Source organism: Pseudomonas taiwanensis DSM 21245, from assembly GCF_000425785.1.
Classification (GTDB): domain Bacteria; phylum Pseudomonadota; class Gammaproteobacteria; order Pseudomonadales; family Pseudomonadaceae; genus Aquipseudomonas; species Aquipseudomonas taiwanensis.
The window spans coordinates 280,997-304,502 of the sequence record NZ_KE384450.1; the positions used below are offsets into that span (position 1 = coordinate 280,997).

The 23,506-nt window shown below is 64.2% G+C and carries 20 protein-coding genes; 7 read left to right on the plus strand and 13 right to left on the minus strand.

Annotation, left to right across the window (positions count from 1 at the left end; genetic code table 11):
• Positions 1-2: 2 nt before the first annotated feature.
• From phaC to gshB, 11 genes are all read right to left on the minus strand, one after another.
• Positions 3-1,682, minus strand: a complete 1,680-nt coding sequence (gene phaC / locus H620_RS0120205) for a class II poly(R)-hydroxyalkanoic acid synthase (RefSeq protein WP_023378325.1) — start codon at positions 1,680-1,682, stop codon at positions 3-5.
• Between the two features lie 353 nt (positions 1,683-2,035).
• Positions 2,036-2,413: a gamma-butyrobetaine hydroxylase family protein gene (locus H620_RS0120210; protein WP_023378326.1), complete on the minus strand. Its 378-nt coding sequence runs from the start codon at positions 2,411-2,413 to the stop codon at positions 2,036-2,038.
• A gap of 143 nt (positions 2,414-2,556) precedes the next feature.
• Positions 2,557-3,900 (minus strand): ATP-dependent protease ATPase subunit HslU, encoded by a 1,344-nt coding sequence (gene hslU / locus H620_RS0120215; RefSeq protein WP_023378327.1) that lies wholly within the window; start codon positions 3,898-3,900, stop codon positions 2,557-2,559.
• Between the two features lie 76 nt (positions 3,901-3,976).
• Positions 3,977-4,507 carry an ATP-dependent protease subunit HslV gene (gene hslV, locus H620_RS0120220; RefSeq protein WP_023378328.1) on the minus strand — a complete coding sequence of 177 codons (531 nt, stop codon included), beginning with the start codon at positions 4,505-4,507 and terminating at the stop codon, positions 3,977-3,979.
• Positions 4,508-4,720: 213 nt separating this feature from the next.
• The gene (locus tag H620_RS0120225) at positions 4,721-5,992 is read right to left on the minus strand and encodes a dihydroorotase (protein WP_023378329.1); all 1,272 of its coding nucleotides are present in this window, start codon (positions 5,990-5,992) and stop codon (positions 4,721-4,723) included.
• On the minus strand, positions 5,989-6,993 hold the full coding sequence (locus H620_RS0120230) for an aspartate carbamoyltransferase catalytic subunit (protein WP_027907939.1): 1,005 nt from the start codon (positions 6,991-6,993) through the stop codon (positions 5,989-5,991). Before H620_RS0120230 ends, H620_RS0120225 begins: the two co-directional genes overlap by 4 nt.
• A 12-nt stretch (positions 6,994-7,005) precedes the next feature.
• Entirely contained in the window at positions 7,006-7,524 is a 519-nt protein-coding gene (pyrR, locus tag H620_RS0120235; protein ID WP_023378331.1) for a bifunctional pyr operon transcriptional regulator/uracil phosphoribosyltransferase PyrR, read from the minus strand.
• A gap of 48 nt (positions 7,525-7,572) precedes the next feature.
• The gene (ruvX, locus tag H620_RS0120240) at positions 7,573-7,998 is read right to left on the minus strand and encodes a Holliday junction resolvase RuvX (RefSeq protein WP_023378332.1); all 426 of its coding nucleotides are present in this window, start codon (positions 7,996-7,998) and stop codon (positions 7,573-7,575) included.
• Positions 7,998-8,567, minus strand: a complete 570-nt coding sequence (locus H620_RS0120245) for a YqgE/AlgH family protein (RefSeq protein WP_023378333.1) — start codon at positions 8,565-8,567, stop codon at positions 7,998-8,000. The genes ruvX and H620_RS0120245 overlap by 1 nt, the downstream gene beginning before the upstream one ends.
• 371 nt (positions 8,568-8,938) lie before the next feature.
• Complete coding sequence (locus tag H620_RS0120250; RefSeq protein WP_027907940.1) at positions 8,939-9,844, minus strand: energy transducer TonB; 906 nt, start codon at positions 9,842-9,844, stop codon at positions 8,939-8,941.
• 91 nt (positions 9,845-9,935) lie between these two features.
• Complete coding sequence (gene gshB, locus H620_RS0120255) at positions 9,936-10,889, minus strand: glutathione synthase (protein WP_023378335.1); 954 nt, start codon at positions 10,887-10,889, stop codon at positions 9,936-9,938.
• 265 nt (positions 10,890-11,154) lie between these two features.
• Between gshB and H620_RS0120260 the strand changes: the two genes are divergently transcribed.
• The 7 genes from H620_RS0120260 to trhA all read left to right on the plus strand — a co-directional run bounded on the left by H620_RS0120260 (position 11,155) and on the right by trhA (position 21,092).
• A complete protein-coding gene (locus tag H620_RS0120260; protein ID WP_023378336.1) occupies positions 11,155-11,556 on the plus strand; it encodes a response regulator in 402 nt (133 codons plus the stop codon).
• A gap of 47 nt (positions 11,557-11,603) precedes the next feature.
• The gene (gene pilH, locus H620_RS0120265; protein WP_023378337.1) at positions 11,604-11,969 is read left to right on the plus strand and encodes a twitching motility response regulator PilH; all 366 of its coding nucleotides are present in this window, start codon (positions 11,604-11,606) and stop codon (positions 11,967-11,969) included.
• On the plus strand, positions 11,966-12,520 hold the full coding sequence (locus H620_RS0120270) for a chemotaxis protein CheW (RefSeq protein ID WP_023378338.1): 555 nt from the start codon (positions 11,966-11,968) through the stop codon (positions 12,518-12,520). The genes pilH and H620_RS0120270 overlap by 4 nt, the downstream gene beginning before the upstream one ends.
• A gap of 11 nt (positions 12,521-12,531) precedes the next feature.
• Positions 12,532-14,592, plus strand: a complete 2,061-nt coding sequence (locus H620_RS0120275; protein ID WP_023378339.1) for a methyl-accepting chemotaxis protein — start codon at positions 12,532-12,534, stop codon at positions 14,590-14,592.
• A gap of 10 nt (positions 14,593-14,602) precedes the next feature.
• Complete coding sequence (locus H620_RS0120280) at positions 14,603-19,894, plus strand: Hpt domain-containing protein (RefSeq protein WP_049818836.1); 5,292 nt, start codon at positions 14,603-14,605, stop codon at positions 19,892-19,894.
• Positions 19,887-20,360 (plus strand): chemotaxis protein CheW, encoded by a 474-nt coding sequence (locus tag H620_RS0120285; RefSeq protein WP_023378341.1) that lies wholly within the window; start codon positions 19,887-19,889, stop codon positions 20,358-20,360. The genes H620_RS0120280 and H620_RS0120285 overlap by 8 nt, the downstream gene beginning before the upstream one ends.
• A 114-nt stretch (positions 20,361-20,474) precedes the next feature.
• A complete protein-coding gene (trhA, locus tag H620_RS0120290; protein ID WP_027907942.1) occupies positions 20,475-21,092 on the plus strand; it encodes a PAQR family membrane homeostasis protein TrhA in 618 nt (205 codons plus the stop codon).
• On the opposite strand, the gene H620_RS0120295 is transcribed toward trhA, so the two are convergent.
• Complete coding sequence (locus H620_RS0120295; RefSeq protein WP_023378344.1) at positions 21,089-21,808, minus strand: 16S rRNA (uracil(1498)-N(3))-methyltransferase; 720 nt, start codon at positions 21,806-21,808, stop codon at positions 21,089-21,091. The genes trhA and H620_RS0120295 overlap by 4 nt on opposite strands.
• Before the next feature lie 58 nt (positions 21,809-21,866).
• Complete coding sequence (locus H620_RS0120300; protein ID WP_027907943.1) at positions 21,867-23,273, minus strand: adenosylmethionine--8-amino-7-oxononanoate transaminase; 1,407 nt, start codon at positions 23,271-23,273, stop codon at positions 21,867-21,869.
• Between the last annotated feature and the right edge of the window lie 233 nt (positions 23,274-23,506).

The window sequence follows — 23,506 nt, forward strand, 5'->3', positions numbered from 1 at the left end:
ACTTAACGTTCGTGGACGTAGGTGCCTGGCGATGCCTCCCCGGCAGCGTAGGTGCGATTGCCAAGGCGCGTCGGTGCTTTCTTGAGCTCGCCTGCACGCTCGCCCAGCCAGCTTTGCCAGTGCAGCCACCAGGAGTCGGCGTGCTTGGTGGCGTTTTCCTGCCAGGCCAGTGGGTCGCCGGGGCGGTCGGCACCGGTCATGAAGCGCGCCTTGGGGTTGCCCGGCGGGTTGAGAATGCTCTGGATATGGCCGCTGCTGGAAAGCACGAACTCGATCTTGCCACCGAACAGATGCGCCGAGCGGTAGCATGACTGCCATGGCGTGATGTGGTCGGCAGTACCGGCAAGGCTATAGATATCGCATTTGACCTGTTTCAGGTCGATGGCTGTGCCGCACACTTCCAGCGCGTCGGGGCGGGTCAGCGGGTTGTTCTTGAACATCTCGATGAGGTCGCCGTGGAAGGCGGCCGGCAGGCGCGTGGTGTCGTTGTTCCAGAACAGGATGTCGAACACCGGTGGCTCGTTGCCCAGCAGGTAGTTGTTGACCCAGTAGTTCCAGATCAGGTCGTTGGGGCGCATCCAGGCGAAGACCTTGGCCATGTCGCTGCCTTCGAGCACGCCGGCCTGGTAGGAGTGGCGCTTGGCCGACTCGAGGGTCTGCTCGTCGACGAACAGCGCGACCTGGTTGTCCACCGTGGTGTCCAGCACACTGACCAGCAAGGTCAGGGCATTGACCTTCTTCTCACCCAGTGCGGCGTAGTGCCCGACCAGCGCGGTGCAGGTGATGCCGCCGGAGCAGGCGCCGAGCATGTTCAGGTCCTTGCTGCCGGTGATCGACAGCACGGCGTCCACCGCCTCCTTGAGCGCATCGATGTAGGTCGACAGGCCCCATTCGCGCTGGGCCTTGGTCGGGTTGCGCCAGCTGATGATGAATGTCTGCTGCTGGGAGCGCAGGCAGAAGCGTGCCAGGCTCTTTTCCGGGCTCAGGTCGAAGACATAGAACTTGTTGATCTGCGGCGGTACCACCAGCAGCGGGCGACTGTGCACCTGTTCGGTGATCGGGCTGTACTGGATCAGCTCCAGCACGTCGTTGCGGTACACCACCGCGCCCTCGCTGGTGCCGAGGTTCTTGCCCACTTCAAACGCCTTCATGTTCACCTGGCTGGGCATGCCGCCATTGTGCACGAGGTCCTTGGCCAGATTGGACAGGCCATCGAGCAGGCTCTTGCCGCCGGTTTCGAAGAAGCGTTTGACTGCTGCCGGGTTGGACAGGGTATTGGTCGGCGCCATCGCTTCGGTCATCAGGTTGATGACGAACTGGCCGCGACTGATGTCTTGCGGGGACAGGTCGCTTTCACCGATCCAGTCGTGCAGCTCCTTGCGCCAGGCCAGGTAGGTCTGCAGGTAACGACGGTACAGTGGGTTGTTGCTCCAGGCCGGATCGGTGAAGCGACGGTCGTCGTTCTCGGGTTTCAGGGCGGACTTGCCCAGCAACACGTTTTTCAATTCCAGGCCGAAATGCGCCACGTGCTTGGCACTGTGCAGGGGTTGGCGCACCGCCTGGCGCAGTACGGTACGAGCAGAGCTCAGCAGGTCCTTGCGGCGAATGCCGATGACCGGGTTCAACCCCAGGGTGTTTTCCGAGGCTTGCCGCTGCAACTCATCGTTGTTCTTGTTACTCATCTACGACGCTCCGTTGTCCTGAGACGCGTACCGGTTTTCCGTGACAGGTGCACGGACGACAGCCCGGTACTACTACTCGGTTGACCAGTGATAAGGAACAGCGGTACTGCGACCGGGTGCGTGTCGGTGATGAGCTGCGGGGATTCTGCGTGTGAAGACAGCCTGCTTTCGCTCGCGACCTCTACAACAACCAGCCTCTCCCCCGAACGCATGAATAGCGATGCAGGGAACTTGCCAGCTCCATTGGTTACCCGACTTTCATGTAATGCGCAAGACAACCCGTAGCGGGTCGTCACTAAGGCATTCAAGCAGATGAGATTAGAAAATGCGCTCTAATGCGTGCGGCCATTGAGCTAGAGCATCAGCTTGACGACGGATTCCGAGGGATCGCGGGATTTTCCGGCCTTGTGCAGTTCATCCAGGTACTCGGCCCAGAGTTGTTCCTGGCGCAGGCACAGTTGCTCGAGGTACTCCCAAGTGAACAAACCGCTGTCATGCCCGTCGTCGAAGGTCAATTTCAGTGCATATTGACCCGCCGGTTCCAAACCGACCAGACCGACGTTGATCTTGCCAAATTGCAAGATGGGATTGCCGTGGCCCTGGACCTCGGCGGAGGGGGAGTGCACCCGCAGGAATTCGGCAGGCAGGTGGTAGACCTCGTCGGGGCCGTAGGTGAGGCTGAGGGTTTTCGAAGCTTTGTGCAGGTTGATGGCGGTGGGCAGGCGGGCCATGGGGCGAATCTCTCGGACGCGGATATCGCTAGCTTCCAGCTTCCGCTGCAGGGATTCAAGGGCCCATTCGCGGCTAAACCCACCGCCACAGGCTCACGGGTGATCCTATGGCGGCGGGTTTAGCCTTGATGCAGTTGCCAGTCTTACAGGATGTAGCGCGACAGGTCTTCGTTCTGCGCCAGCTCACCCAGGTGGCCATTGACGTAAGCTGCGTCGATCTTGATCGGCGTCTCGTCATGAGCGCTGGCCAGATCGCCAGCACTGAACGACACCTCTTCGAGCAGGCGCTCGAGCAGGGTGTGCAGGCGACGGGCACCGATGTTCTCGGTCTTCTCGTTGACTTGGTAGGCGATCTCGGCCAGGCGCTTGATGCCGTCGGCGGCGAACTCGATGTTCAGGCCTTCGGTTTTCAGCAGCGCGGCGTACTGCTCGGTCAGCGATGCGTGCGGCTCTTGCAGGATGCGCTCGAAGTCTTCCGGGGTCAGCGCCTTGAGCTCCACGCGGATCGGCAGACGGCCTTGCAGCTCGGGCACCAGGTCGCTTGGCTTGCTCAGGTGGAACGCACCTGAGGCAATGAACAGGATGTGGTCGGTCTTGACCATGCCCAGCTTGGTATTGACGGTGCAGCCTTCGATCAGCGGCAGCAGGTCGCGCTGCACGCCTTCACGGGACACATCGGCACCGCCGACGTTGCCACGCTTGGCCACCTTGTCGATTTCGTCGATGAACACGATGCCGTGCTGTTCGACCGCTTCCAGGGCCTTGGCCTTGAGCTCTTCCTCGTTGACCAGGCGGCTCGCCTCTTCGTCGCGCACCATCTTAAGCGCTTCCTTGACCTTGAGCTTGCGCGACTTGCGCTTGCCCTTGCCCATGTTGGCGAACAGGCTTTGCAGCTGGTTGGTCATCTCTTCCATGCCCGGCGGCGCGGCGATTTCGACGCCCATGGAGTCAGCCACTTCGATCTCGATTTCCTTGTCGTCCAGCTGGCCTTCGCGCAGGCGCTTGCGGAACAGCTGGCGGGTGTTGGAGTCGGTGCTGGTCTGTGCGGCCTCTTCGGCGAAGCTGCTGACACGGGCTTGCGGCAGCAGTGCGTCGAGGATGCGATCTTCGGCAGCGTCTTCGGCGCGGTGGCGCACGCGGATGATCTCTTGCTCGCGCAGCATCTTCAGGGCGGCATCGGCCAAGTCGCGGATGATCGATTCGACATCGCGGCCCACATAGCCCACCTCGGTGAACTTGGTAGCTTCGACCTTGAGGAACGGCGCGTTGGCCAGCTTGGCCAGTCGGCGGGCGATTTCGGTCTTGCCGACGCCGGTAGGGCCGATCATCAGGATGTTCTTCGGGGTTACCTCGGCGCGCAGCTCGGCGGGCAGCTGCATGCGCCGCCAGCGGTTGCGCAGGGCGATCGCCACGGCGCGCTTGGCGTCGTCCTGGCCGATGATGTGGCGGTTGAGTTCGTGGACGATCTCGCGGGGGGTCATGGACATGGTCAAAACGGTCCTTGGGCGGAGTGGTTCAGTGTGGAAAAGCCCCATCACCGGGAGGGGGCGCCAGAACAACTGATTACTCGGCCAGGTCCTGCTCCTCGATGGTCAGGTTATGGTTGGTGAACACGCAGATGTCGGCGGCGATGTTCAGGGCGGATTCGGCGATCTCGCGCGCCGAAAGGTCGGTCTTGTCCAGCAGGGCGCGGGCTGCGGCCTGGGCGTAGGCGCCGCCGGAACCCATGGCGATCAGGCCATCTTCGGGTTCGACTACGTCGCCGTTGCCGGTGATGATCAGGGAGGCGTCCTTGTTGGCGACGGCCAGCATGGCTTCCAGGCGGCTCAGGGAGCGGTCGGTACGCCATTCCTTGGCCAGCTCGACGGCGGCGCGGATCAAATGGCCTTGGTGCTTTTCCAGCTGGCCTTCGAAGCGCTCGAACAGGGTGAAGGCGTCGGCAGTGGCGCCAGCGAAGCCCGCGATGACCTGTCCGTGGTACAGGCGGCGCACCTTCTTGGCATTGCCTTTCATCACGGTGTTGCCAAGGGATACCTGGCCGTCGCCGCCCATGACGACTTTGCCGTTACGGCGGACAGAAACGATGGTGGTCAAGGGGAGAGTCTCCACGCAGCGGGGCGAAAGTGCCTGATGCAGACTCATATGGGGGTGTGGGGAAGGATTTCAACCGCGGGGGATGAATGGTCAGGCTTGGCAGGTAGGCCTGTGTCGGATCATTCGCGGGTAAACCCGCTCCTACAGGTCTTGCGCTGCCCTTGAAAACAGCCGTGTCCCAGTAGAAGCGGGTTTGCCCGCGAATGTCTTGACTCAGGCCTCGTGGCAGAGGTGCCCATCGACCAAGGTATAACGCACCGCACCCGGCAGGCAGTGGCCGATGAACGGACAGTTCTCACCCCGGGAGAACCACTGTTCGCCAGCAACCGTCGACGCTTTGGGATCGAACAGCACCAGGTCGGCCGCGCCGCCTGCTTTGAGCTCACCGGCCGGCAGGCGCAGGGCTGCAGCCGGGCCACTGGTCAGGCGAGCCAGCAGGGTCGGCAGATCCAGCAGGCCGTCGTCAACCAGGGTCATGGCCAGTGGCAGCAAAAGCTCGACGCTGCTGATGCCTGGCTCGGTCGCGCCGAAGGGGGCCAGCTTGGCGTCACGTTCGTGGGGTTGGTGGTGGCTGGAGATCGCCTGGATCACCCCCGACTTGACCGCCTCGCGCAGGCCATCGCGGTCAGCGGCGGTGCGCAGCGGCGGTTGTACGTGGTACAGGCTGGAGAAATCTCGCAGCGATTCGTCGGTGAGAATCAACTGGTACAGTGCCACGTCAGCGGTCACCGGCAGCCCCAACTGCTGCGCCTGGGCGATCAGCCGGGCGCCGCGGGCGCTGGTGATCTGGGTGAAGTGCGCACGCACGCCGGTCTGCTCGACCAGCAGCAGGTTGCGCGCCAGGGCAACGGTCTCGGCGGTTTCCGGGATGCCCGGCAAGCCGAGGAAGCTGGCCATGGCGCCTTCGTGAGCCAGGCCGCCTTGGGCCAGGTCGCGGTCCTGGGAGTGGAACACCACTGTCAGGTCGAAGGTGGCGGCGTACTCCAAGGCACGAGCCAGGGTGCGGTTGTTGGGGATTTCCTTGAGGCCGTTGCCGAAGGCTACGCAACCGGTGTCGCGCAGGGCCACCAGCTCGGCCAGTTGCTCGCCTTCCAGGCCTTTGGTCAGGGCGCCGATGGGGTAGACCTTGCTGTTGCCTGCCTCGCGCGCGCGGTCGAGGATCAGTTCGGCCACCGCCGAAGTGTCCAGCACTGGGCGGGTTTGTGGCGGGCAGCACAGGCTGGTCACGCCGCCAGCCACGGCCGCACGGGTTTCACTGGCAATGTTGCCTTTGCGGCTGTAGCCCGGTTCGCGCAGCGAAACACCCAGGTCTACCAGGCCGGGCGCGGCGACCAGGCCGTCGGCCTGGATCGTGCGGCTGGCGCTGAAACCTGCCGGTGCCGCCCCGATGGCAGCGATGCGGCCACCGTCCAGGTGCAGGTCGGTGACCTGGTCCAGGCCAGTCTTGGGATCGATGACCCGGGCGCCGAGAATACTGATGGTCACTGGGCGTTCTCCTGGTCGAGTTGACGTTGCGCGTTCTGCCCGCTCATGGCCATGGACAGCACGGCCATGCGCACGGCGATGCCGTAGGTGACCTGATTGAGGATCACCGAGTGTTTGCCATCGGCCACTGCCGACTCGATTTCCACGCCGCGGTTGATCGGCCCCGGGTGCATGACGATGGCGTCGGGCTTGGCGGTGGCCAGACGAGCGGTGGTCAGGCCGAACAAACGGTAGAACTCGCCTTCGCTGGGCAGCAGGCCACCGGCCATGCGCTCGCGCTGAAGGCGCAGCATGATCACCACGTCGACATCCTTCAGGCCTTCGGCGAGGTCGGTGTAGACCTTCACGCCGTATTGCTCGATGCCGATCGGAATCAGGGTTTTCGGGCCGACCACGCGGATGTCCGGGCAGCCCAGGGCCTTGAGCGCCAGCATGTCGGAGCGGGCGACCCGCGAATGCAGGATATCGCCGACGATGGCCACCGAAAGGTTCTCGAAGCTGCCTTTGTGGCGGCGGATGGTGAGCATGTCGAGCATGCCCTGGGTGGGGTGTGCATGGCGGCCGTCACCGCCGTTGATCACCGCGACATCCGGGCAGACATGCTCGGCGATGAAGTGGGCGGCACCGGAGTCGGAGTGGCGTACGACGAACATGTCGGCGGCCATCGCTTCGAGGTTGCGCAGGGTGTCGAACAGGGTCTCGCCCTTGCTGGTCGAGGAGGTCGATACGTTGAGGCTGATCACGTCAGCCGACAGGCGTTGGGCAGCCAGTTCGAAGGTGGTGCGGGTTCGGGTGGAGTTCTCGAAGAACACGTTGCACACGGTCTTGCCGCGCAGCAAAGGAACTTTCTTGACGGCCCGGGCGCCGACTTCCAGGAAGGAGTCGGCAGTGTCGAGGATCTCGGTCAGCAGTTCGCGGGGCAAACCGTCGAGCGAGAGGAAGTGGCGCAGCTGGCCCTGATCATTGAGCTGCAGCGGGCGCTTGGCGTCGAGTGGCGTCATCGCGGGGGACTCTTAAAGGGCGGAAGCGGTGGCGAGGTCCTGGCGCTCGAGTGCGAGCGGTGCGGGTCCGGTCAATTTTACCCGCTCATTGGGGGCCAGCGACAGGGTGGCACCGAGCACGTTCGGACGGATCGGCAGTTCACCGGCGTCGAGATCGACCAGGCAGACCAGTGTCACGCTGGCCGGGCGGCCGTAGTCGAACAGTTCGTTGAGGGCGGCGCGGATGGTGCGGCCGCTCATCAGCACGTCATCGATCAGCACCAGATGCTGGCCTTCGACCTCGAACGGCAGCTCGGACGGCCGCACCTGCGGATGCAGGCCGTTCTGGCTGAAGTCGTCACGGTAGAACGAGACATCCAGGGTCCCCAATGGGCTGCTATCACCCATTTCCTGCTGCAGGGCCTGGGCTACCCAGACACCGCCCGTGCGGATGCCGATGAAGCGGGGTTCGGTAATGGCGCGGCGGGCCAGATGGGCGCGAAGATCGACAGCCATCTGCCGGATCAGCTCGGCGGGGTTGGGTAGGCTCATTGCGTGCTCCTTGGGAGGGCGCCGGGTTGGCCCGGCGGCAAAGCGGATTTAAGTGTTGGCCTCCAGCCAGCCTTGCAGCAGCAGGGCAGCGGCGATGGCATCGACCGGGTTGTCGCGGTAGCTGCCGTGCCGGCCGCCACGGGCCATCTGCTCGCCTTTGGCTTCAAAGGTAGTCAGGCGTTCATCGTGGGTGTGCACGGGCAGGTTGAAGCGGCCATTGAGGCGGCGGGCAAACTTTTCAGCACGCTCGCTCATGTCGCTGGGCGTGCCGTCCATGTTCAGCGGCAGGCCGACGACGATGGCGTCGGGTTTCCATTCCTTGATCAGCTTCTCCACCTGGTTCCAGTCCGGTACGCCGTTCTGCGCCTTGAGCACACATAGCTCGCGGGCTTGTCCGGTGATCACTTGGCCCACTGCCACGCCAATTTGTTTACTGCCGTAGTCGAAGCCCAGCAGCAGGCGAAGTTCGGCCATCAGGCGTGGCCCGCCTGGCTGGTCAGCAGATTGAGGTTGATCCCCAGGCTGGCGGCGGCGGCATCAAGCCGCAGGTCGCTGGCCAGGCCAAAGATGATCTCGGGGTCGAAGGGGCAGTTGAGCCAGGCGTTGTCGGCCAGTTCGGCCTCCAGCTGGCCAGCTTCCCAGCCCGCGTAGCCCAGGGTGATAAGGCTCTGTTTAGGGCCCACCCCGGCAGCGATGGCCAGCAGCACGTCCTGCGAAGTGGTCAGCGACAGGCCGTCGAGGGCGACGGTGGCCTGGAAGCTGCATTCGTTGGTGTGCAGGACGAACCCTCGGTCGGTCTGCACCGGGCCGCCTTGGTAGATCGGCACCTGCAAGGTGCTGGCCGGTGGCTCCTCGTCCGGGCGCAACTGCTCGAGAATGTCGGCCAGGTTCAGCTCCTGAGGTCGGTTGACCACCAGGCCCATGGCGCCATTGGCGTTATGCTCGACGATGTACGTGAGGGTCTGGGCAAAGTTCGGATCGGTCATGTGTGGCATGGCGATCAGGAACTGGTGCTTGAGGTAGCTCGGAGTGAGGGTTTTCATGGGAGATAGTGTGGCGCCAGGTGGCGAGACTGACAAGGTGCTCTGTATGTCGGGAGGTTTTTGGCGTTTGTGGGATTGGGCGCCGCTTGTGCGGCGCATCGCGAGCAAGGCTCGCTCCTACGAGGGGGGAGCGGTGTCGGGTGCAAGTTATGCTGGCGTGACTGGCCCGGAACAAGCTGGCGTTTGTGGGATTGAGCGCCGCTTGTGCGGCGCATCGCGAGCAAGGCTCGCTCCTACGGGGAGGGGCGGGTGCTAATTACGCTGGCGTGACCGGCCCGAACAAAGCGTAGGAGCGAGCCTTGCTCGCGATGCGCAGCGCGAGCGACGCTCGATTCACGCCCCACCACAAGCCCCAGACCGTACCCTCTCGATCAATTACTGGACAGCCGGTCCCCACGGGCAAATCGCCAGGTCCGAATGATCTCCAGTCGATCGAACTCCGCCAGATCCCCGGTAAACGGCGCAAACGGCGCAGCCAGCCGCACGATTCGTTGCGCCGCCTGGTCCAATACTGGCTGTCCGGATGACTCCAGCACCAGCACCTCGTACAGCGAACCATCGCGGTTGATCGACACCATCATCCGCAAGTTGCCGTAGATCTGCTGCCGGCGCGCCTCTTCGGGGTAGTTGAGGTTGCCCACCCGTTCGACCTTCTTGCGCCACTCCTCTTTGTACCAGGCGCCCTTGTCGCGCATGGTCGAGGCCGCGTTGAGCCGGTGGATGCGCGGGCGTTTGGCATACAGCTGCTGCTCGTGGGACAACTCGGCCTCGAGGCTGGCGATCTGGCTGGACAATTGCGAGCTGTCGAAGTCCGGTGCGGGCACCGCAGGCTTGGGCTGCGGTTTGCTCTCCTTGGGCTTGGGCTCGACCTTCTGCGGTTTGGGCGCCTTGGTGGCCACTGCGGATTGTTGCGGCGCCGGTGGTGGCTCCACGTCAGGCTTCGCCGCTGGAGGAGGGGTGACCTTGTTGATCTTGCTGTCCTGGAACGGTGCAACCTCGGTGGTCTTCGGGACCGCCTTTTTGTCCAGGGTACCGCTGCCTTGCTGGTCGTTCTGTGCCTGGAAGTCGGCCTTCTCCGGCGGCTTCTCGCTCTTGAAGGTGGCCAGGGTGATGTCCATGGTGTGACGGATCTGCGCCGGTTCGACGGCGCTGAAGCCCACACCAAGGATCAGCGCCAGGTGAACCAGGGCAGCCAGGAACAGGGTGAAGCCAAGCCGGTCCACCGGGCGAACGCGGGGTGGCAGCAGGTCGGCGGGGATGTCGGCAGGCAGCGTCATCAGGTATCCAGCAACCGCGGGGCGGGGCAGCAGGTCAGTTGTAAAGGACCGGCATCATACCCCACTCCGCGTATTTGCCGCGTGTCGGCGGTCAGCGCGTCTTCAACTGGCGATCAATGGCGTCCATCAGCTTGCCGCCGATGTCCGTGTTGTAGGCCGCATCGATCTCGCGGATGCAGGTCGGGCTGGTGACGTTGATTTCGGTCAGGTAGTCGCCGATCACATCCAGGCCGACGAACAGTAGGCCCTTCTCTCGAAGGGTCGGGCCCACCTGGGCGGCGATCCAGCGGTCGCGCTCGGTCAGCGGGCGGGCTTCGCCACGGCCGCCGGCGGCCAGGTTGCCACGGGTTTCGCCACTGGCCGGAATGCGCGCCAGGCAATAGTCGACCGGCTCGCCGTCGATCATCAGGATGCGCTTGTCGCCGTCCTTGATCTGGGGCAGGTAGGCCTGGGCCATGATCTGCTGGCCGCCGTGCTGGGTCAGGGTCTCGAGGATCACCGAGAGATTGGGGTCGCCCGGGCGGTGGCGGAATACCGAAGTGCCGCCCATGCCATCCAGTGGCTTGAGGATCACGTCGCCATGGGTGGCCGCGAATTTGCGCAGGATGTCGGCGCGACGGCTGACCAGGGTCGGGGCCATGCACTGCGGGAATTGCGTGGCAAAGAGCTTTTCGTTGCAGTCGCGCAGGCTTTGCGGGCGGTTGACCACCAGCAGGCCGTCACGCTCGGCCTGCTCCAGCAGGTAGGTGCTGTAGACGAACTCCATGTCGAAGGGTGGGTCCTTGCGCATCAGCACCACGTCCAGATCGGTCAGCGCGCTGTCCTGCTCCTCACCCAGCTCGAACCAGCGGGCCGGGTCGGCGAATACCTTCAGTGGGCGCATCTGCGCACGGGCCTGGCCTGCACCCAGGTACAGGTCACGCTGTTCCATGTAGAACAGGCTCCAGCCACGGGCCTGGGCGGCCAGCAGCATGGCCAGCGAACTGTCCTTCTTGTAGGAGATGGACGCGATGGGGTCCATGACAATGCCGAGGCGAACGCTCATGGGGTGGTTCCTCTTGGCGGCCCGAGGCCGCGATGGATCGAAAGAAAAGTGGCTCAGGGTGGCGCCGGGAACGCGGCTGGTCAAGGGGCGCGGCAGATGGAATGGCCTTGCGGAGTATGCTAAAAGTGCAGCTGCAAGCACTTTGTGGCGTCTGTGTCGCAGCGGGCGCACAGCCCATCGCCGGCAAGCCTGCGCTCACCGTGTAGGCGCCGGCTTGCCGGCGATGGCCGCACCACTTGCAGCTAACTTCCACTGGTAGGCATTTATGGAACAACCCCTGAAGGTGATGGTGATCGACGATTCACGCACGATCCGCCGCACCGCGCAGATGTTGCTCGGCGAAGCGGGCTGCGAGGTGATCACCGCCAGCGACGGCTTCGATGCCCTGGTCAAGATCGTCGACCACCAACCGCAGATCATCTTCGTCGATGTGTTGATGCCGCGTCTGGACGGGTATCAGACCTGCGCCGTGATCAAGCACAACAGCGCCTACAGGGACATCCCGGTCATTCTGCTGTCGTCCCGCGATGGCCTGTTCGACAAGGCTCGCGGCCGGGTGGTCGGCTCGGACCAGTTCCTGACCAAACCCTTCAGCAAGGAAGAGCTGCTCGACGCGATCAGGGCGCATGTCCCTGGTTTCGCCGCGCCCGAACAACACGCACCCTGATCGCGCCCGCCATGGCGCCGTTTTCATTGTCCTGATGGGGAACCAGCATGGCCCGAGTTCTGATTGTCGACGATTCGCCGACAGAGATGTACCGATTGACCGAGTGGCTTGAAAAACGCGGCTACCAGGTGCTCAAGGCCAACAACGGTGCCGATGGTGTCGCCTTGGCCCGCCAGGAAAAGCCCGACGCGGTGCTGATGGACATCGTCATGCCAGGCATGAATGGTTTCCAGGCTACCCGGCAGCTCAGCAAGGACCCGGAAACCAGCGCCATCCCGGTGATCGTGGTCACCACCAAGGACCAGGAAACCGACCGCATCTGGGCCACGCGCCAGGGCGCCCGTGACTTCCTGACCAAGCCCGTGGAAGAAGACGCACTGATCGCCAAGCTCAAAGAGGTGCTGGGCGCTTGACCACCCGTCCGCAAGGCGCGTCGCTCACCGCTTTCGAGCTGTTGCTGGACATAGACCGGCGCTGCCGTTTGCTGGTGGCTGACCAGCCACCGCAGGATACCCGCCTGCAACAGTGGAGCGGCATCGGCTTTCGCATTGCCGGACAATGGTTCGTAGCACCCATGGGCGAAGTCGCCGAAGTGCTGCGTGAGCCGCGCAGCAGTCGGGTGCCGGGCGTGCAGCCGTGGGTATGCGGTGTGGCCAATCTGCGTGGCCGGTTGCTGCCGGTCATGGACCTGAGCAGCTTTTTCGGCCTCGGCCCGGCGGCTCCGGGCAAGCAGCGTCGGGTCCTGGTGCTGGACCACGAAGACCTCTTCGTTGGGCTGTTGGTCGACGAGGTGCTGGGCCTGCAGCACTTCGCCTTGAGCAGCCTTGAACTGTCGCCGCCCCAGCCGTTGCTGCGTGCTGCGACGCGTTTCGTCCAGGGGCATTTCCCCCGCGAGCGCAACTGGGCGATTTTCAGCCCCTTCGCCCTGGCCCAGGCCCCGGGCTTTCTCGATGTGGCGTTATAGGACCTTCGAACGTGAACAAGCCGGCCACCAGTGTCACTCCGCCCCCAGTGACCCAGCGCACGCGCAGCAGCGCGCAGATCACCGTGTTGTTCGTGGTGTTGATTCTGTCGATCATCCTGCTGTTCGCCAATTTCGCCTACCTCAACACCCAGTCCAACCACGACAAGCAGTACATCGGTCATGCTGGCGAGTTGCGCGTGCTGTCCCAACGCATCGCCAAGAACGCCACCGAGGCGGCCGCCGGGAAGGCCCTGGCTTTCAAGCTGCTGTCCGATGCACGCAACGACTTCGAGCGGCGCTGGAGCTACCTGCGCGAAGGTGACAAGTCCACTGGCTTGCCTGCAGCGCCTGTCGCGGTGCGCGACGAGATGGAGGCGGTGCGCCAGGACTGGGAAAACCTGCGCAAGAACACCGATACCATCCTGGCCAGCGAGCAGACCGTGTTGTCGCTGCACCAGGTAGCGGCAACCCTGGCTGAGACCGTGCCGCAGTTGCAGGTCGAGTACGAAAAAGTCGTGGAGATCCTGCTGCAGAGCGGCGCCCCGGCCAACCAGGTGGTGGTCGCCCAGCGCCAGTTGTTGCTGGCCGAACGTATTCTCGGTTCGGTCAACACGGTGTTGGCGGGTGATGACACGGCCGCCCAGGCTGCCGACGCCTTTGGTCGCGATGCCAGCCGGTTCGGGCAGGTGCTCGAAGGCATGCTCGGGGGCAACCCGGCGATTCAGGTCACGCGCGTGGAGGACGCCGATGCGCGGGCGCGGTTGGCCGAAATTGCCGAGCTGTTCCAGTTCGTGGCCGGTTCGGTGGACGAAATTCTTGAAACTTCGCCCGAGCTGTTCCGCGTGCGCGAGGCTGCCAGCAACATCTTCAGCCTCTCGCAAACGTTGCTGGACGAGGCCTCGCACCTGGCCAACAGCTTCGAGAACCTGGCCAGTGGGCGCACCCTCGACACCGTCGGCGGTTACGTGCTGGGTCTGCTTGCACTGGCCTCGATCATCCTCATCGGCCTGGTGATGGTGCGGACAACGCATCGGCAGTTGCAGGAAACAGCAGAAAAGAACGAGCGCAACCAGCAGGCGATCATGCGCCTGCTCGATGAGATCGAAGAACTGGCCGACGGCGACCTGACCGTGACGGTGTCGGTGACCGAGGACTTTACCGGCGCCATCGCCGACTCGATCAACTATTCCGTGGACCAGCTCCGCGATCTGGTCGCGACCATCAACCACAGCGCCGAACAGGTCGCCGCGGCGGTGCAGGACACCCAGAACACCGCGCGCCAGCTGGCCAAGGCTTCGGAGCATCAGGCCGAGCAGATCAGCGAGGCGTCGCTGGCGGTGGGCGACATGGTCGAGTCGATCGACCGGGTATCGGCCCATGCCTACGAGTCGGCCAAGGTAGCCGAACGGTCGGTGGCCATCGCCAACAAAGGCAATGAGGTGGTGCACAACACCATCAACGGCATGGACAACATCCGCGAGCAGATCCAGGACACCGCCAAGCGGATCAAGCGGCTTGGCGAGTCCTCCCAGGAGATCGGTGATATCGTCAGCCTGATCGACGACATTGCCGACCAGACCAACATCCTTGCCCTTAACGCGGCAATCCAGGCATCGCTGGCGGGCGAAGCCGGTCGCGGCTTTGCCGTGGTCGCCGACGAGGTGCAGCGCCTGGCGGAGCGCTCCTCCTCGGCAACGCGGCAGATCGAGGCCTTGGTACGCACCATTCAGGCCGATACCAACGAAGCGGTCATCTCGATGGAACAGACCACCGCCGAAGTGGTGCGCGGCGCGCGCCTGGCGCAGGATGCCGGGGTAGCACTGGCTGAGATCGAAGGCGTGTCGCAGAACCTTGCCGAGCTGATCCACAGCATTTCCGATGCCGCCCAGTTGCAGACGTCGTCGGCTGGTCAGATTTCCCACACCATGGCGGTGATCCAGCAAATTACCGCGCAGACCTCCGCAGGCTCTGGGGCGACCGCCGACAGTATCCGCCACCTGGCTCGCATGGCCAGCGAGATGCGTCGCTCGGTGTCCGGCTTCACCTTGCCGGCACCTGCCGAGCCACGCTGAGGAGTTGTCCATGGCGTCTGCCGCAGTCACCCCCGAACGTCACGATACGGTTGCCCTGGCCTGGACCAAGGCAGCCATCCTCGATTGCCTTGGTCAGGCCCGCCAGGCGCTGGAGCGCTTTGCCGGGGAACCGGGCGACCTGTCGATACTGGCGTTCGTCGTCGATAACCTGCACCAGGTTCATGGTTGCTTGCGCATGCTTGAATTGCGGGGCGCGGCCCACCTGGCTGAAGAATTGGAGCTACTGGCCAGGGCCTTGGCCGAAGGCCAGGTCAGCCCACGAGGAGAGTGCCTGGGCGCGGTGTTCCGGGGCCTGGAGCAGTTGCCCTCCTATCTGGAGCGGTTGCGCGGTGCGCGCCACGACTTGCCCTTGGTGATGTTGCCCTTGCTCAACCAACTGCGCACCTGCCGTGGTGTAGGCCCGCTGGCCCAAGGCAGCCTGATCGGCGGCGCCGCCGAGCGCTTCGCCGGGGCCGACGACCTCGCCAACCTCGACCTGTCGCTGGGCAACTGGCGCGAGCAGATGCAGGCGGGGCCAGGGCGCGATGCCCTGCGCTCGGTGGTGACGGCGTTGTGCGATGACCTGATGCGCATCAAAGAGCGCCTGGACCATTTCGTGCGTGGCGACCGTCAGCACAGCGAGCAACTGGAAGACTTGCTGGCGCCCCTGCGCCATGTCGCCGACACCTTGGCGGTGTTGGGTTTCCAGCAACCACGACGGGTGATCATCGACCAGGTTCTGGCCCTGCAGGCACTGGCGCTCGGCGAGCGTGCAGCGGATGACGCCGTGCTGATGGATGTGGCAGGCGCGTTGCTGTACGTCGAAGCCACCCTCAACGGCATGGTCGGGCCACTGGAGGAAGGCGGCCAGGGCGGGCTGCCTGGCTCGGACCTGGCCGAAATTCGACAGCTGGTGCTGAGCGAGTCGCTGTCAGTGGTGCAGCAGGCCAAGGACCTGATCGGTGACTGCCTGGAATCCGGCTGGCCCCGGCAACGTCTGCAGCCCCTGCCAGGCTTGCTGCAGCAGGTGCGCGGCGCGTTGTCGATGCTCATGCTGCCGGTTGCCGCCGAGGTGTTTGCCGGCTGCGCAAGTTACGTCCAGGGGTGGTTGCAGCACCTGGACGTCGAACCGCCAGCGGACGAGCTCACGCACCTGGCCGAAGCACTGAGCGCTGCTGAGTGCTACTTGCAATGGCGGGTGGCCGATCCATTGGCCGATGGCCAGCCCTTCATCGACATGGCCCGTGCCAGCCTGGCGGCATTGGGGGTGCAATGCACGCTGGTCGAGACTGGCGCCGACTCGTCGGCCGGAAGCGACGGCATCGACGACGAACTGCGCCAGGTGTTCCTTGAGGAAGCCGGCGAATTGCTGCCGGACATCGAACGGCATTGGTTGCGCTGGCGGGCCGACAACCACCTGCGTGAAGCCTTGATCGAAGTGCGCCGCGCCCTGCACACGCTCAAGGGCAGTGGGCGCATGGTGCATGCCGAGGCGGTAGCGGAGCTGGCCTGGGGCGCCGAGCATTTGCTCAACCGCGTGCTGGAAGGGCGCATCGCGCTGGTGCCGGAGGCCGTGGTGACGTTGCAGCGGGTATTCGTTCACCTGCCCGACCTGCTGGCCGACTTTGCGGCAGGGCAGTTGCCACAACTGACCGAAATCGAACAGCTGGCGAGTCACCTGCACGTGCTGGCCGAGAACGATGCACCTGCCAGCACCGAGGTCGAGGGTCTCGACCCGCAACTACTGGACATTTTCCGCAACGAGGCACAGGGGCACCTGGCTTGCCTGGACAGCTTCCTGCAGGAGGCGGCCGGCCACGACACCCCGGTGAGCGATGCCCTGCAGCGTGCCTTGCATACCTTGAAAGGCAGCGCGGCCATGGCGGGTGTCATGCCGATCGCCGAGCTGGCCACCGCATTCGACCGGCTGGTTCGTGAATACAAGGGGCATCAGTTGCCGCTGCAAGTCGCCGAGCTGCAATGGCTGGAAGCAGCGCGCACCTTGTTCCACCTTGGCCTGGCCCAGCTCGGCAGTACGCCGCTGGCGGCCATTGCCGGTGCGGCGCAATTGATAGAGCAGGTCGGGCAAAGGGTGGACGAGCGCCTGGCCACGCTGCATGAAGACCCCCAGCATGGGCGTCGAAGCAAACGGGATCCGCAATTGATCGCCAGTTTCCTGGGGCAAGGCATGGACATCCTGCTCGATGCCGAGTCGCTGCTTTCACGCTGGCAGGAGCACCCCGGCCAGCGGCAGGAACTGGACACCCTGCTGGATGAACTGACCACCCTCGGTCACGGCGCGCACTTGGCGGACCTGTGGCAGATGGATGATGTCTGCGAGGCGCTGCTGGATCTTTACGGGGCAGTGGAAGAGGGCAGCCTGGTTGCGGATGCGCGCTTCTTCGCCCAGGCCCAGCAGGCCCACGAGGCGCTGCTGGACATGCTCGACGAAGTGGCGGCGGGGCAGGAGGTCACGGCCAGGCCGGAGCGGATCGATGCGTTGCGCAGCCTGCTGGCCGAGGCCCTGGCACCGGATGCCACCGGCCTGGTGGGCCGCGATTCGGTCAAGCCTCTGCCGCCCGCCGTGGACCTTGAAGACCCGGCGTTGGCGCAACTGTTCCTCGAAGAGGCGCGGGACATCCTCGACAGTGCCGACCAGGCCTTGGAGCAATGGGGTCAGGAACCGGACAATCTTTCCACGCTCTCGTCCCTGCAACACGACATGCAGACCCTCAAGGGGGCTGCACAAATGGCTGCGGTCGGCGCGGTCGAGCGGCTGGCCCAAGAGCTTGGCCTTTTTTACGAGGCCCTGGTCGACCGCCGTCTTGGCTCAAGTACCGGGTTGATCGCTTTGCTACGGCGGGGCCACGCGGCCCTGGGCGAGATGCTCGACACTTTGCGCCAGGGCCAGCCGCCGTCTTCGGCGGTCGACTTGTTGGGCGAAATGCGCGAGGTGCGCCACGCGCCGCCACCGCCCAGCAGCGAGGCGATTGTGGAAGAGGCGGACAGCCCGGGCGACAAGGAACTGCTGGAAGTCTTCCTGGAAGAGAGCTCGGACATCGTCGAAAGTGCCGCCGAGGCCCTGGCGCGCTGGCAAGCCGACCCGCGCAGCAGCGTCGAGGTGGATAACCTGCTGCGTGACCTGCACACCCTCAAGGGCGGGGCACGCATGGTCGAAATCGCGGCCATCGGCGACCTGGCCCATGAGCTGGAGTTCCTCTACGAACTGCTGGCCGCCGGGCGTCTGCCACCCAGCCCGCCATTGTTCGCCTTGCTGCAAAACTGTCACGACCGCCTGGCGCACATGCTCGATGCCGTGCGCCTGGGCCAGCCGTTGCATGCAGCCACGGCGCTGATCGACTACATCCGTAACTTCAGCAGTGCGGCCCTGACCGACAGCGCTGCCGGCCAGGCCCCGGCCGACGCGACACCGGCCGAAGCGCCCGCCACGACGCCCGAGCGGGCAGCGGGCGATATGGTCAAGGTCGATGCCGAGTTGCTCGATGAGCTGGGTAACCTGGCCGGCGAGCATTCGGTGATTCGCGGGCGTATCGAGCAGCAGGTCAACGACGCGCAGTTCGCGTTGAACGAAATGGAAACCACGCTGGAGCGCATGCGCGATCAACTGCTGCGCCTGGACATCGAGACCCAGGGGCGGATTTCCAGCCGTCAGCAAATCGAGGGCGATGCCTACGACGACTTCGACCCGCTGGAAATGGACCGTCACTCCCAGTTGCAGCAGCTGTCGCGGGCACTGTTCGAGTCGGCCTCCGACTTGCTCGACCTCAAGGAAACCCTGGCTCAGCGCGCCCAGGAGGCCTACAGCCTGCTGCAGCAGCAGGCACGGGTAGCCAGCCAGTTGCAGGAAGGCCTGACCGCGACCCTGATGGTGCCGTTCGAGCGGCTGGTGCCGCGCTTGCAGCGAGTGGTACGGCAGGTGGCGACCGAGCTGGGCAAGCAGGTGGAGCTGGTGGTCGGCAATGCCGAAGGCGAACTGGATCGCAGCGTTCTGGAGCGCATGGTAGCGCCCCTGGAACATATGCTGCGCAATGCCGTGGACCATGGTCTGGAGTCGCGTGAGGCACGCCTGGCCGCTGGCAAGCCGGAGCAGGGCACCATTCACCTGAACCTGCTGCACGAAGGCGCCGACATCGTCATCGAAATGACCGACGATGGTGCCGGTGTGCCGTTGGAGGCGGTGCGGCGCAAAGCGATCAAGCGCGGGTTGCTGGACCCGCAAGCACAATTGAGCGATCACGAAATCCTGCAGTTCATCCTGCGCCCAGGTTTTTCCACGGCCGAGAAGATCACCCAGATTTCAGGGCGCGGACTGGGCATGGATGTGGTCCATGAAGAGGTCAAGCAGCTGGGCGGCTCGATGAGCATCGAGTCGGCCCAAGGCAAGGGCGCGCGTTTCCTGATTCGCTTGCCGTTCACGGTGTCGATCAACCGCGCTCTGATGGTGCACCTGGGGGAAGAGCAGTACGCCATTCCGCTCAATACCATCGAAGGTATCGTCCGCGTGCCGCCAGCGGAACTCGATGCCTGCTACCAACTGAGTTCGCCTCGCTATGTGTACGCCGGCCATGCCTACGAGCTGCGTTATCTTGGCGAGTTGCTGCAGGGCGTGGCGCGGCCCAGCTTGCTGGGCCAGAGCGTGCCCCTGCCGGTCTTGCTGGTTCATTCCCAGGAGCAATCGTTCGCCATCCAGGTCGACAGCCTGTCACCCAGCCGTGAGATCGTGGTGAAGAGTCTGGGCCCGCAGTTCGCCGCAGTGGCGGGGCTGTCCGGTGCGACCCTGCTCGGTGACGGCCGCGTGGTGCTGATTCTTGACCTGCTGGGCCAGCTGCGGGGTCAGCAACGGCGTCTGGCACGCCTGCCGGGAGGCAGCGATGCGCAGCGCCAGGCATTTGGCCCCGCGCCACGACGGGCGCTGCTGGTGATGGTGGTGGACGACTCGGTTACCGTGCGAAAGGTCACCAGCCGCCTGCTGGAGCGTCACGGCATGAGCGTGTTGACGGCCAAGGACGGTGTAGATGCCATGACCCAGCTCGAAGAGCATCGGCCCGATGTGCTGCTGCTGGATATCGAAATGCCGCGCATGGACGGTTTCGAGGTGGCCACCCGCATTCGCCGCGACGAGCGCCTCAAGGACCTGCCGATCATCATGATCACCTCGCGTACTGGGCAGAAGCACCGTGATCGGGCGATGGCCATCGGCGTCAACGAATACCTCGGCAAGCCTTATCAGGAGTCGGTCCTGTTGCAGAGCATCGCCCACTGGAGCCAGACCCATGCTTGAACTGATCGCAGGTCAGCGCAGCAGCCTGACCGGGTTGCTGCTGCCCCTGGGGGACCGCACCTTGGTATTGCCCAACGTTGCCGTGGCCGAGTTGCTTGGCCGACGTTCGCTGCCGTGCGAGCGCAACGCGCTGGCCTGGCACCTGGGCTGGATCGACTGGCGCCAGCAGCACTTGCCGTTGATCGGTTTCGAAGCGGCCTGCGGCGGCGAAACCCCCTGTGGCGAACGCGCGCGCATCGTCGTGCTCAATGCCTTGGGCGACACCGGGCTGCGTTACCTGGCGTTGTTGCTGCAGGACATTCCCCGTTCGTGCAAGCTCGACAGCCAGCTCAACTATGTGGATGTGGCGCTGGGCAGCCTGGAGCTGGCAGCGGTGCAGGTGGGCGAGCAGGTGGCGCGGGTGCCGGACCTGGTGGCGCTGGAGCGGTTGGTGCGTGACGCGCAACTGCAACCTGTCGCCAGTTAGCATGTGCTTTGGCTGGCCCCTACACACAGCGAGTTGTAGAAGCCGGCTTGCCGACGATAGAGTCGGAATCGACCAAGACAGGAACCCTGCCCACCTCAGGAGGTCTGTGTTTGCATGTATTACGGTGAACGCTTCAACGCCTGGACGCATCTGGTCGGTGCTGTGCTGGCCTGCATCGGCGCCATCTGGCTGATCGTGGTAGCGGGCCTGCAGGGCGACCCCTGGAAAATCGTCAGTTTCTCCATCTATGGCAGCACATTGCTGCTGCTTTACAGCATTTCCACTCTCTACCACAGCACTCGTGGACGGGCGAAAGTGATCATGCGCAAGCTCGATCATCTTTCGATCTACCTGCTGATCGCCGGCAGCTACACGCCATTCTGCCTGGTCAGCTTGCGGGGGCCTTGGGGCTGGACCCTGTTTGGCGTGGTCTGGGGCCTGGCGGTGATTGGGATGCTGCAGGAAATCAAGCCGCGTTCCGAAGCTCGGATCCTGTCGATCGTCATCTACGCGGTGATGGGCTGGATCGTCCTGGTCGCGGTCGAACCGTTGTTGCGCAGCCTGGGTGGCGCCGGCTTCGCCTGGTTGGCGGCCGGCGGGGTGTTCTACACCGTGGGCATCATCTTCTTCGCCTTCGACAGTCGCTTCCGCCACTGGCATGGCATCTGGCACCTGTTCGTGATCGCCGGCAGCCTGATGCACTTCATTGCCGTGTCGTTCTACGTGCGTTAGAAGTCGCCCCACAACTGCTGTGCCACCGACAGCGCCACCACCGGTGCAGTTTCGGTGCGCAGCACCCGTGGGCCGAGCCGGGCGGCGTGGTAGCCGGCGGCTTTTGCCTGGTCGACTTCCGCTTCGCTCAGGCCGCCTTCCGGGCCAATCAGGAAGGCCAGGCGCGTCGGTTTGGCGTGGCGGGTCAGAGGCTCTGCTACCGGGTGCAATACCAGCTTGAGGTCGGCTTCGGTGCTTTTGAGCCACTCGGCGAGGGTGACGGGAGGGTGAATGATCGGCAGGGTGGATCGGCCACATTGCTCGCAGGCGCTGATCGCCACCTGGCGCCAATGGGCCAGGCGCTTGTCGGCGCGCTCGTCCTTCAGGCGCACTTCACAGCGTTCGCTGACGATTGGGGTAATCTCGTTCGCCCCAAGCTCGGTGGCTTTCTGAATCGCCCAGTCCATGCGTTCGCCTCGGGACAAGCCCTGGCCGAGATGAATGTGCAGTGGCGATTCGGCCTGCCCAGGCAGAGCCTGGTCAAGGCTGACGCGTACGCTTTTCTTGCCCACCTCCAACAGTTGGCCGAGGTACTCCTGGCCGCTGCCGTCGAACAGTTGCACGGCATCGCCAGCCGCCATGCGCAGCACGCGGCCAATGTAGTGGGCCTGCGCTTCGGGCAGGTCGTGCTCGCCTGGGCTCAGGGGGGCGTCTATGAAGAAGCGGGACAGTCTCATGGTTCTGCTCGGAGTATTGAGGGTACGAATCTCCCGGTGGGAGCGGCGAAATGCGAGGTCAGCCCGGATCACGGAAGCCAGGGTGGAAATCAGCCGGCACCGCGACACTCACACTGTCGCGCGTGGCGATGTCGATACCTTCGCTGGCCACGTCGGCAAGGAAGTCGATCTGCTCAGGGGTGATCACGTACGGCGGCAGGAAGTACACCACGCTGCCCAGCGGGCGCAGCAGTGCGCCGCGTGTCAGGGCATGCTCGAACACTTTCAGGCCGCGACGCTCTTGCCAGGGGTAGGCGACCTTGCCGGCTTTGTCCTGGACCATCTCGATGGCCAAGGCCATGCCGGTCTGACGGATTTCCGCGACATGCGCGTGATCGGCCAGGTGCGCAGTGGCACTGGCCATGCGCTTGGCCAGGGCCTTGTTGGCTTCGATGACGTTGTCTTGCTCGAAGATGTCCAGGGTCGCAAGTGCCGCTGCGCAGGCCAACGGGTTACCGGTGTAGCTGTGCGAATGGAGGAAGGCCCGCAGGGTCGGGTAATCGTCGTAGAACGCCTGGTACACGGTGTCTGTGGTCAGGCACGCGGCCAACGGCAGGTAGCCGCCGGTAAGGGCCTTGGACAAACACAGGAAGTCCGGACGTATGCCAGCCTGTTCGCACGCGAACATCGTCCCGGTGCGGCCGAAGCCGACGGCGATCTCGTCGTGGATCAGGTGCACGCCATAGCGGTCGCAGGCTTCGCGCAGCAGTTTGAGGTAGACCGGGTGGTACATGCGCATGCCGCCGGCACCCTGGATCAGCGGTTCGATGATAACGGCCGAGAGGGTCTGGTGGTGCTCGGCCAGGGTTTGCTCCATGGCCGCGAACATGTTGCGCGAGTGCTCTTCCCAGCTCATGCCTTCCGGGCGCAGGTAGCAATCCGGGCTAGGCACCTTGATGGTATCGAGCAGCAGCGCCTTGTAGGTTTCGGTGAACAGCGGCACGTCGCCCACCGACATCGCGGCGATGGTCTCGCCGTGGTAGCTGTTGGTCAGAGTGACGAAGCGCTTTTTCGCCGGCTTGCCGATGTTCTGCCAGTAATGGAAGCTCATCTTCAACGCCACTTCGATGCACGATGAGCCGTTGTCGGCGTAGAACACCCGGTCGAGCCCGGCCGGTGTCATGGCGACCAAGCGCTCGGACAGCTCGATGACCGGCTGGTGGCTGAAACCGGCCAGGATGACGTGCTCCAGCTGGTCGACCTGGTCCTTGATGCGCTGGTTGATGCGTGGGTTGGCGTGACCGAATACGTTGACCCACCAACTGCTGACGGCGTCCAGGTAGCGCTTGCCTTCGAAGTCCTCGAGCCACACACCTTCGCCGCGTTTGATCGGGATCAGCGGCAGCTGCTCGTGGTCTTTCATCTGGGTGCAGGGGTGCCACAGGACCTTCAGGTCACGTTGCATCCACTGATCGTTGAGGCCCATCGGCGCTTCTCCTGGCATTGCAGCTTGGTTTGACCGCGTAAGCCTAAGCAATGCCGCCGGGCACGACAACCGCTGCCGTCAGATGGCGACAGGTGCGCGTCCAGGCCCGCTTGGGCAAGGTGCTGAAAATCGTGTGCTGGCGAGACGCAAAAACAAAAATGTCAGTTGGCAAAGGCACTTGATATCACTGAGCTGGCAGGGTCTGCAGACCTGACGTATTCTTAACGCATCTC

Bases quoted from the DNA above. Each gene is read 5' to 3' on its own strand.
- H620_RS0120260 (WP_023378336.1), top strand. From the start codon at position 11,155: ATGGAACAACCCCTGAAGGTGATGGTGATCGACGATTCACGCACGATC.
- H620_RS0120285 (WP_023378341.1), top strand. From the start codon at position 19,887: ATGCTTGAACTGATCGCAGGTCAGCGCAGCAGCCTGACCGGGTTGCTG.
- trhA (WP_027907942.1), top strand. From the start codon at position 20,475: ATGTATTACGGTGAACGCTTCAACGCCTGGACGCATCTGGTCGGTGCT.
- H620_RS0120280 (WP_049818836.1), top strand. From the start codon at position 14,603: ATGGCGTCTGCCGCAGTCACCCCCGAACGTCACGATACGGTTGCCCTG.
- phaC (WP_023378325.1), bottom strand. From the start codon at position 1,682: ATGAGTAACAAGAACAACGATGAGTTGCAGCGGCAAGCCTCGGAAAAC.
- H620_RS0120230 (WP_027907939.1), bottom strand. From the start codon at position 6,993: ATGACGCCACTCGACGCCAAGCGCCCGCTGCAGCTCAATGATCAGGGC.
- pilH (WP_023378337.1), top strand. From the start codon at position 11,604: ATGGCCCGAGTTCTGATTGTCGACGATTCGCCGACAGAGATGTACCGA.
- hslU (WP_023378327.1), bottom strand. From the start codon at position 3,900: ATGTCCATGACCCCCCGCGAGATCGTCCACGAACTCAACCGCCACATC.
- H620_RS0120300 (WP_027907943.1), bottom strand. From the start codon at position 23,273: ATGGGCCTCAACGATCAGTGGATGCAACGTGACCTGAAGGTCCTGTGG.
- H620_RS0120250 (WP_027907940.1), bottom strand. From the start codon at position 9,844: ATGACGCTGCCTGCCGACATCCCCGCCGACCTGCTGCCACCCCGCGTT.
- ruvX (WP_023378332.1), bottom strand. From the start codon at position 7,998: ATGGCCGAACTTCGCCTGCTGCTGGGCTTCGACTACGGCAGTAAACAA.
- H620_RS0120245 (WP_023378333.1), bottom strand. From the start codon at position 8,567: ATGAAAACCCTCACTCCGAGCTACCTCAAGCACCAGTTCCTGATCGCC.
- H620_RS0120295 (WP_023378344.1), bottom strand. From the start codon at position 21,808: ATGAGACTGTCCCGCTTCTTCATAGACGCCCCCCTGAGCCCAGGCGAG.
- gshB (WP_023378335.1), bottom strand. From the start codon at position 10,889: ATGAGCGTTCGCCTCGGCATTGTCATGGACCCCATCGCGTCCATCTCC.
- pyrR (WP_023378331.1), bottom strand. From the start codon at position 7,524: ATGAGCCTACCCAACCCCGCCGAGCTGATCCGGCAGATGGCTGTCGAT.
- H620_RS0120210 (WP_023378326.1), bottom strand. From the start codon at position 2,413: ATGGCCCGCCTGCCCACCGCCATCAACCTGCACAAAGCTTCGAAAACC.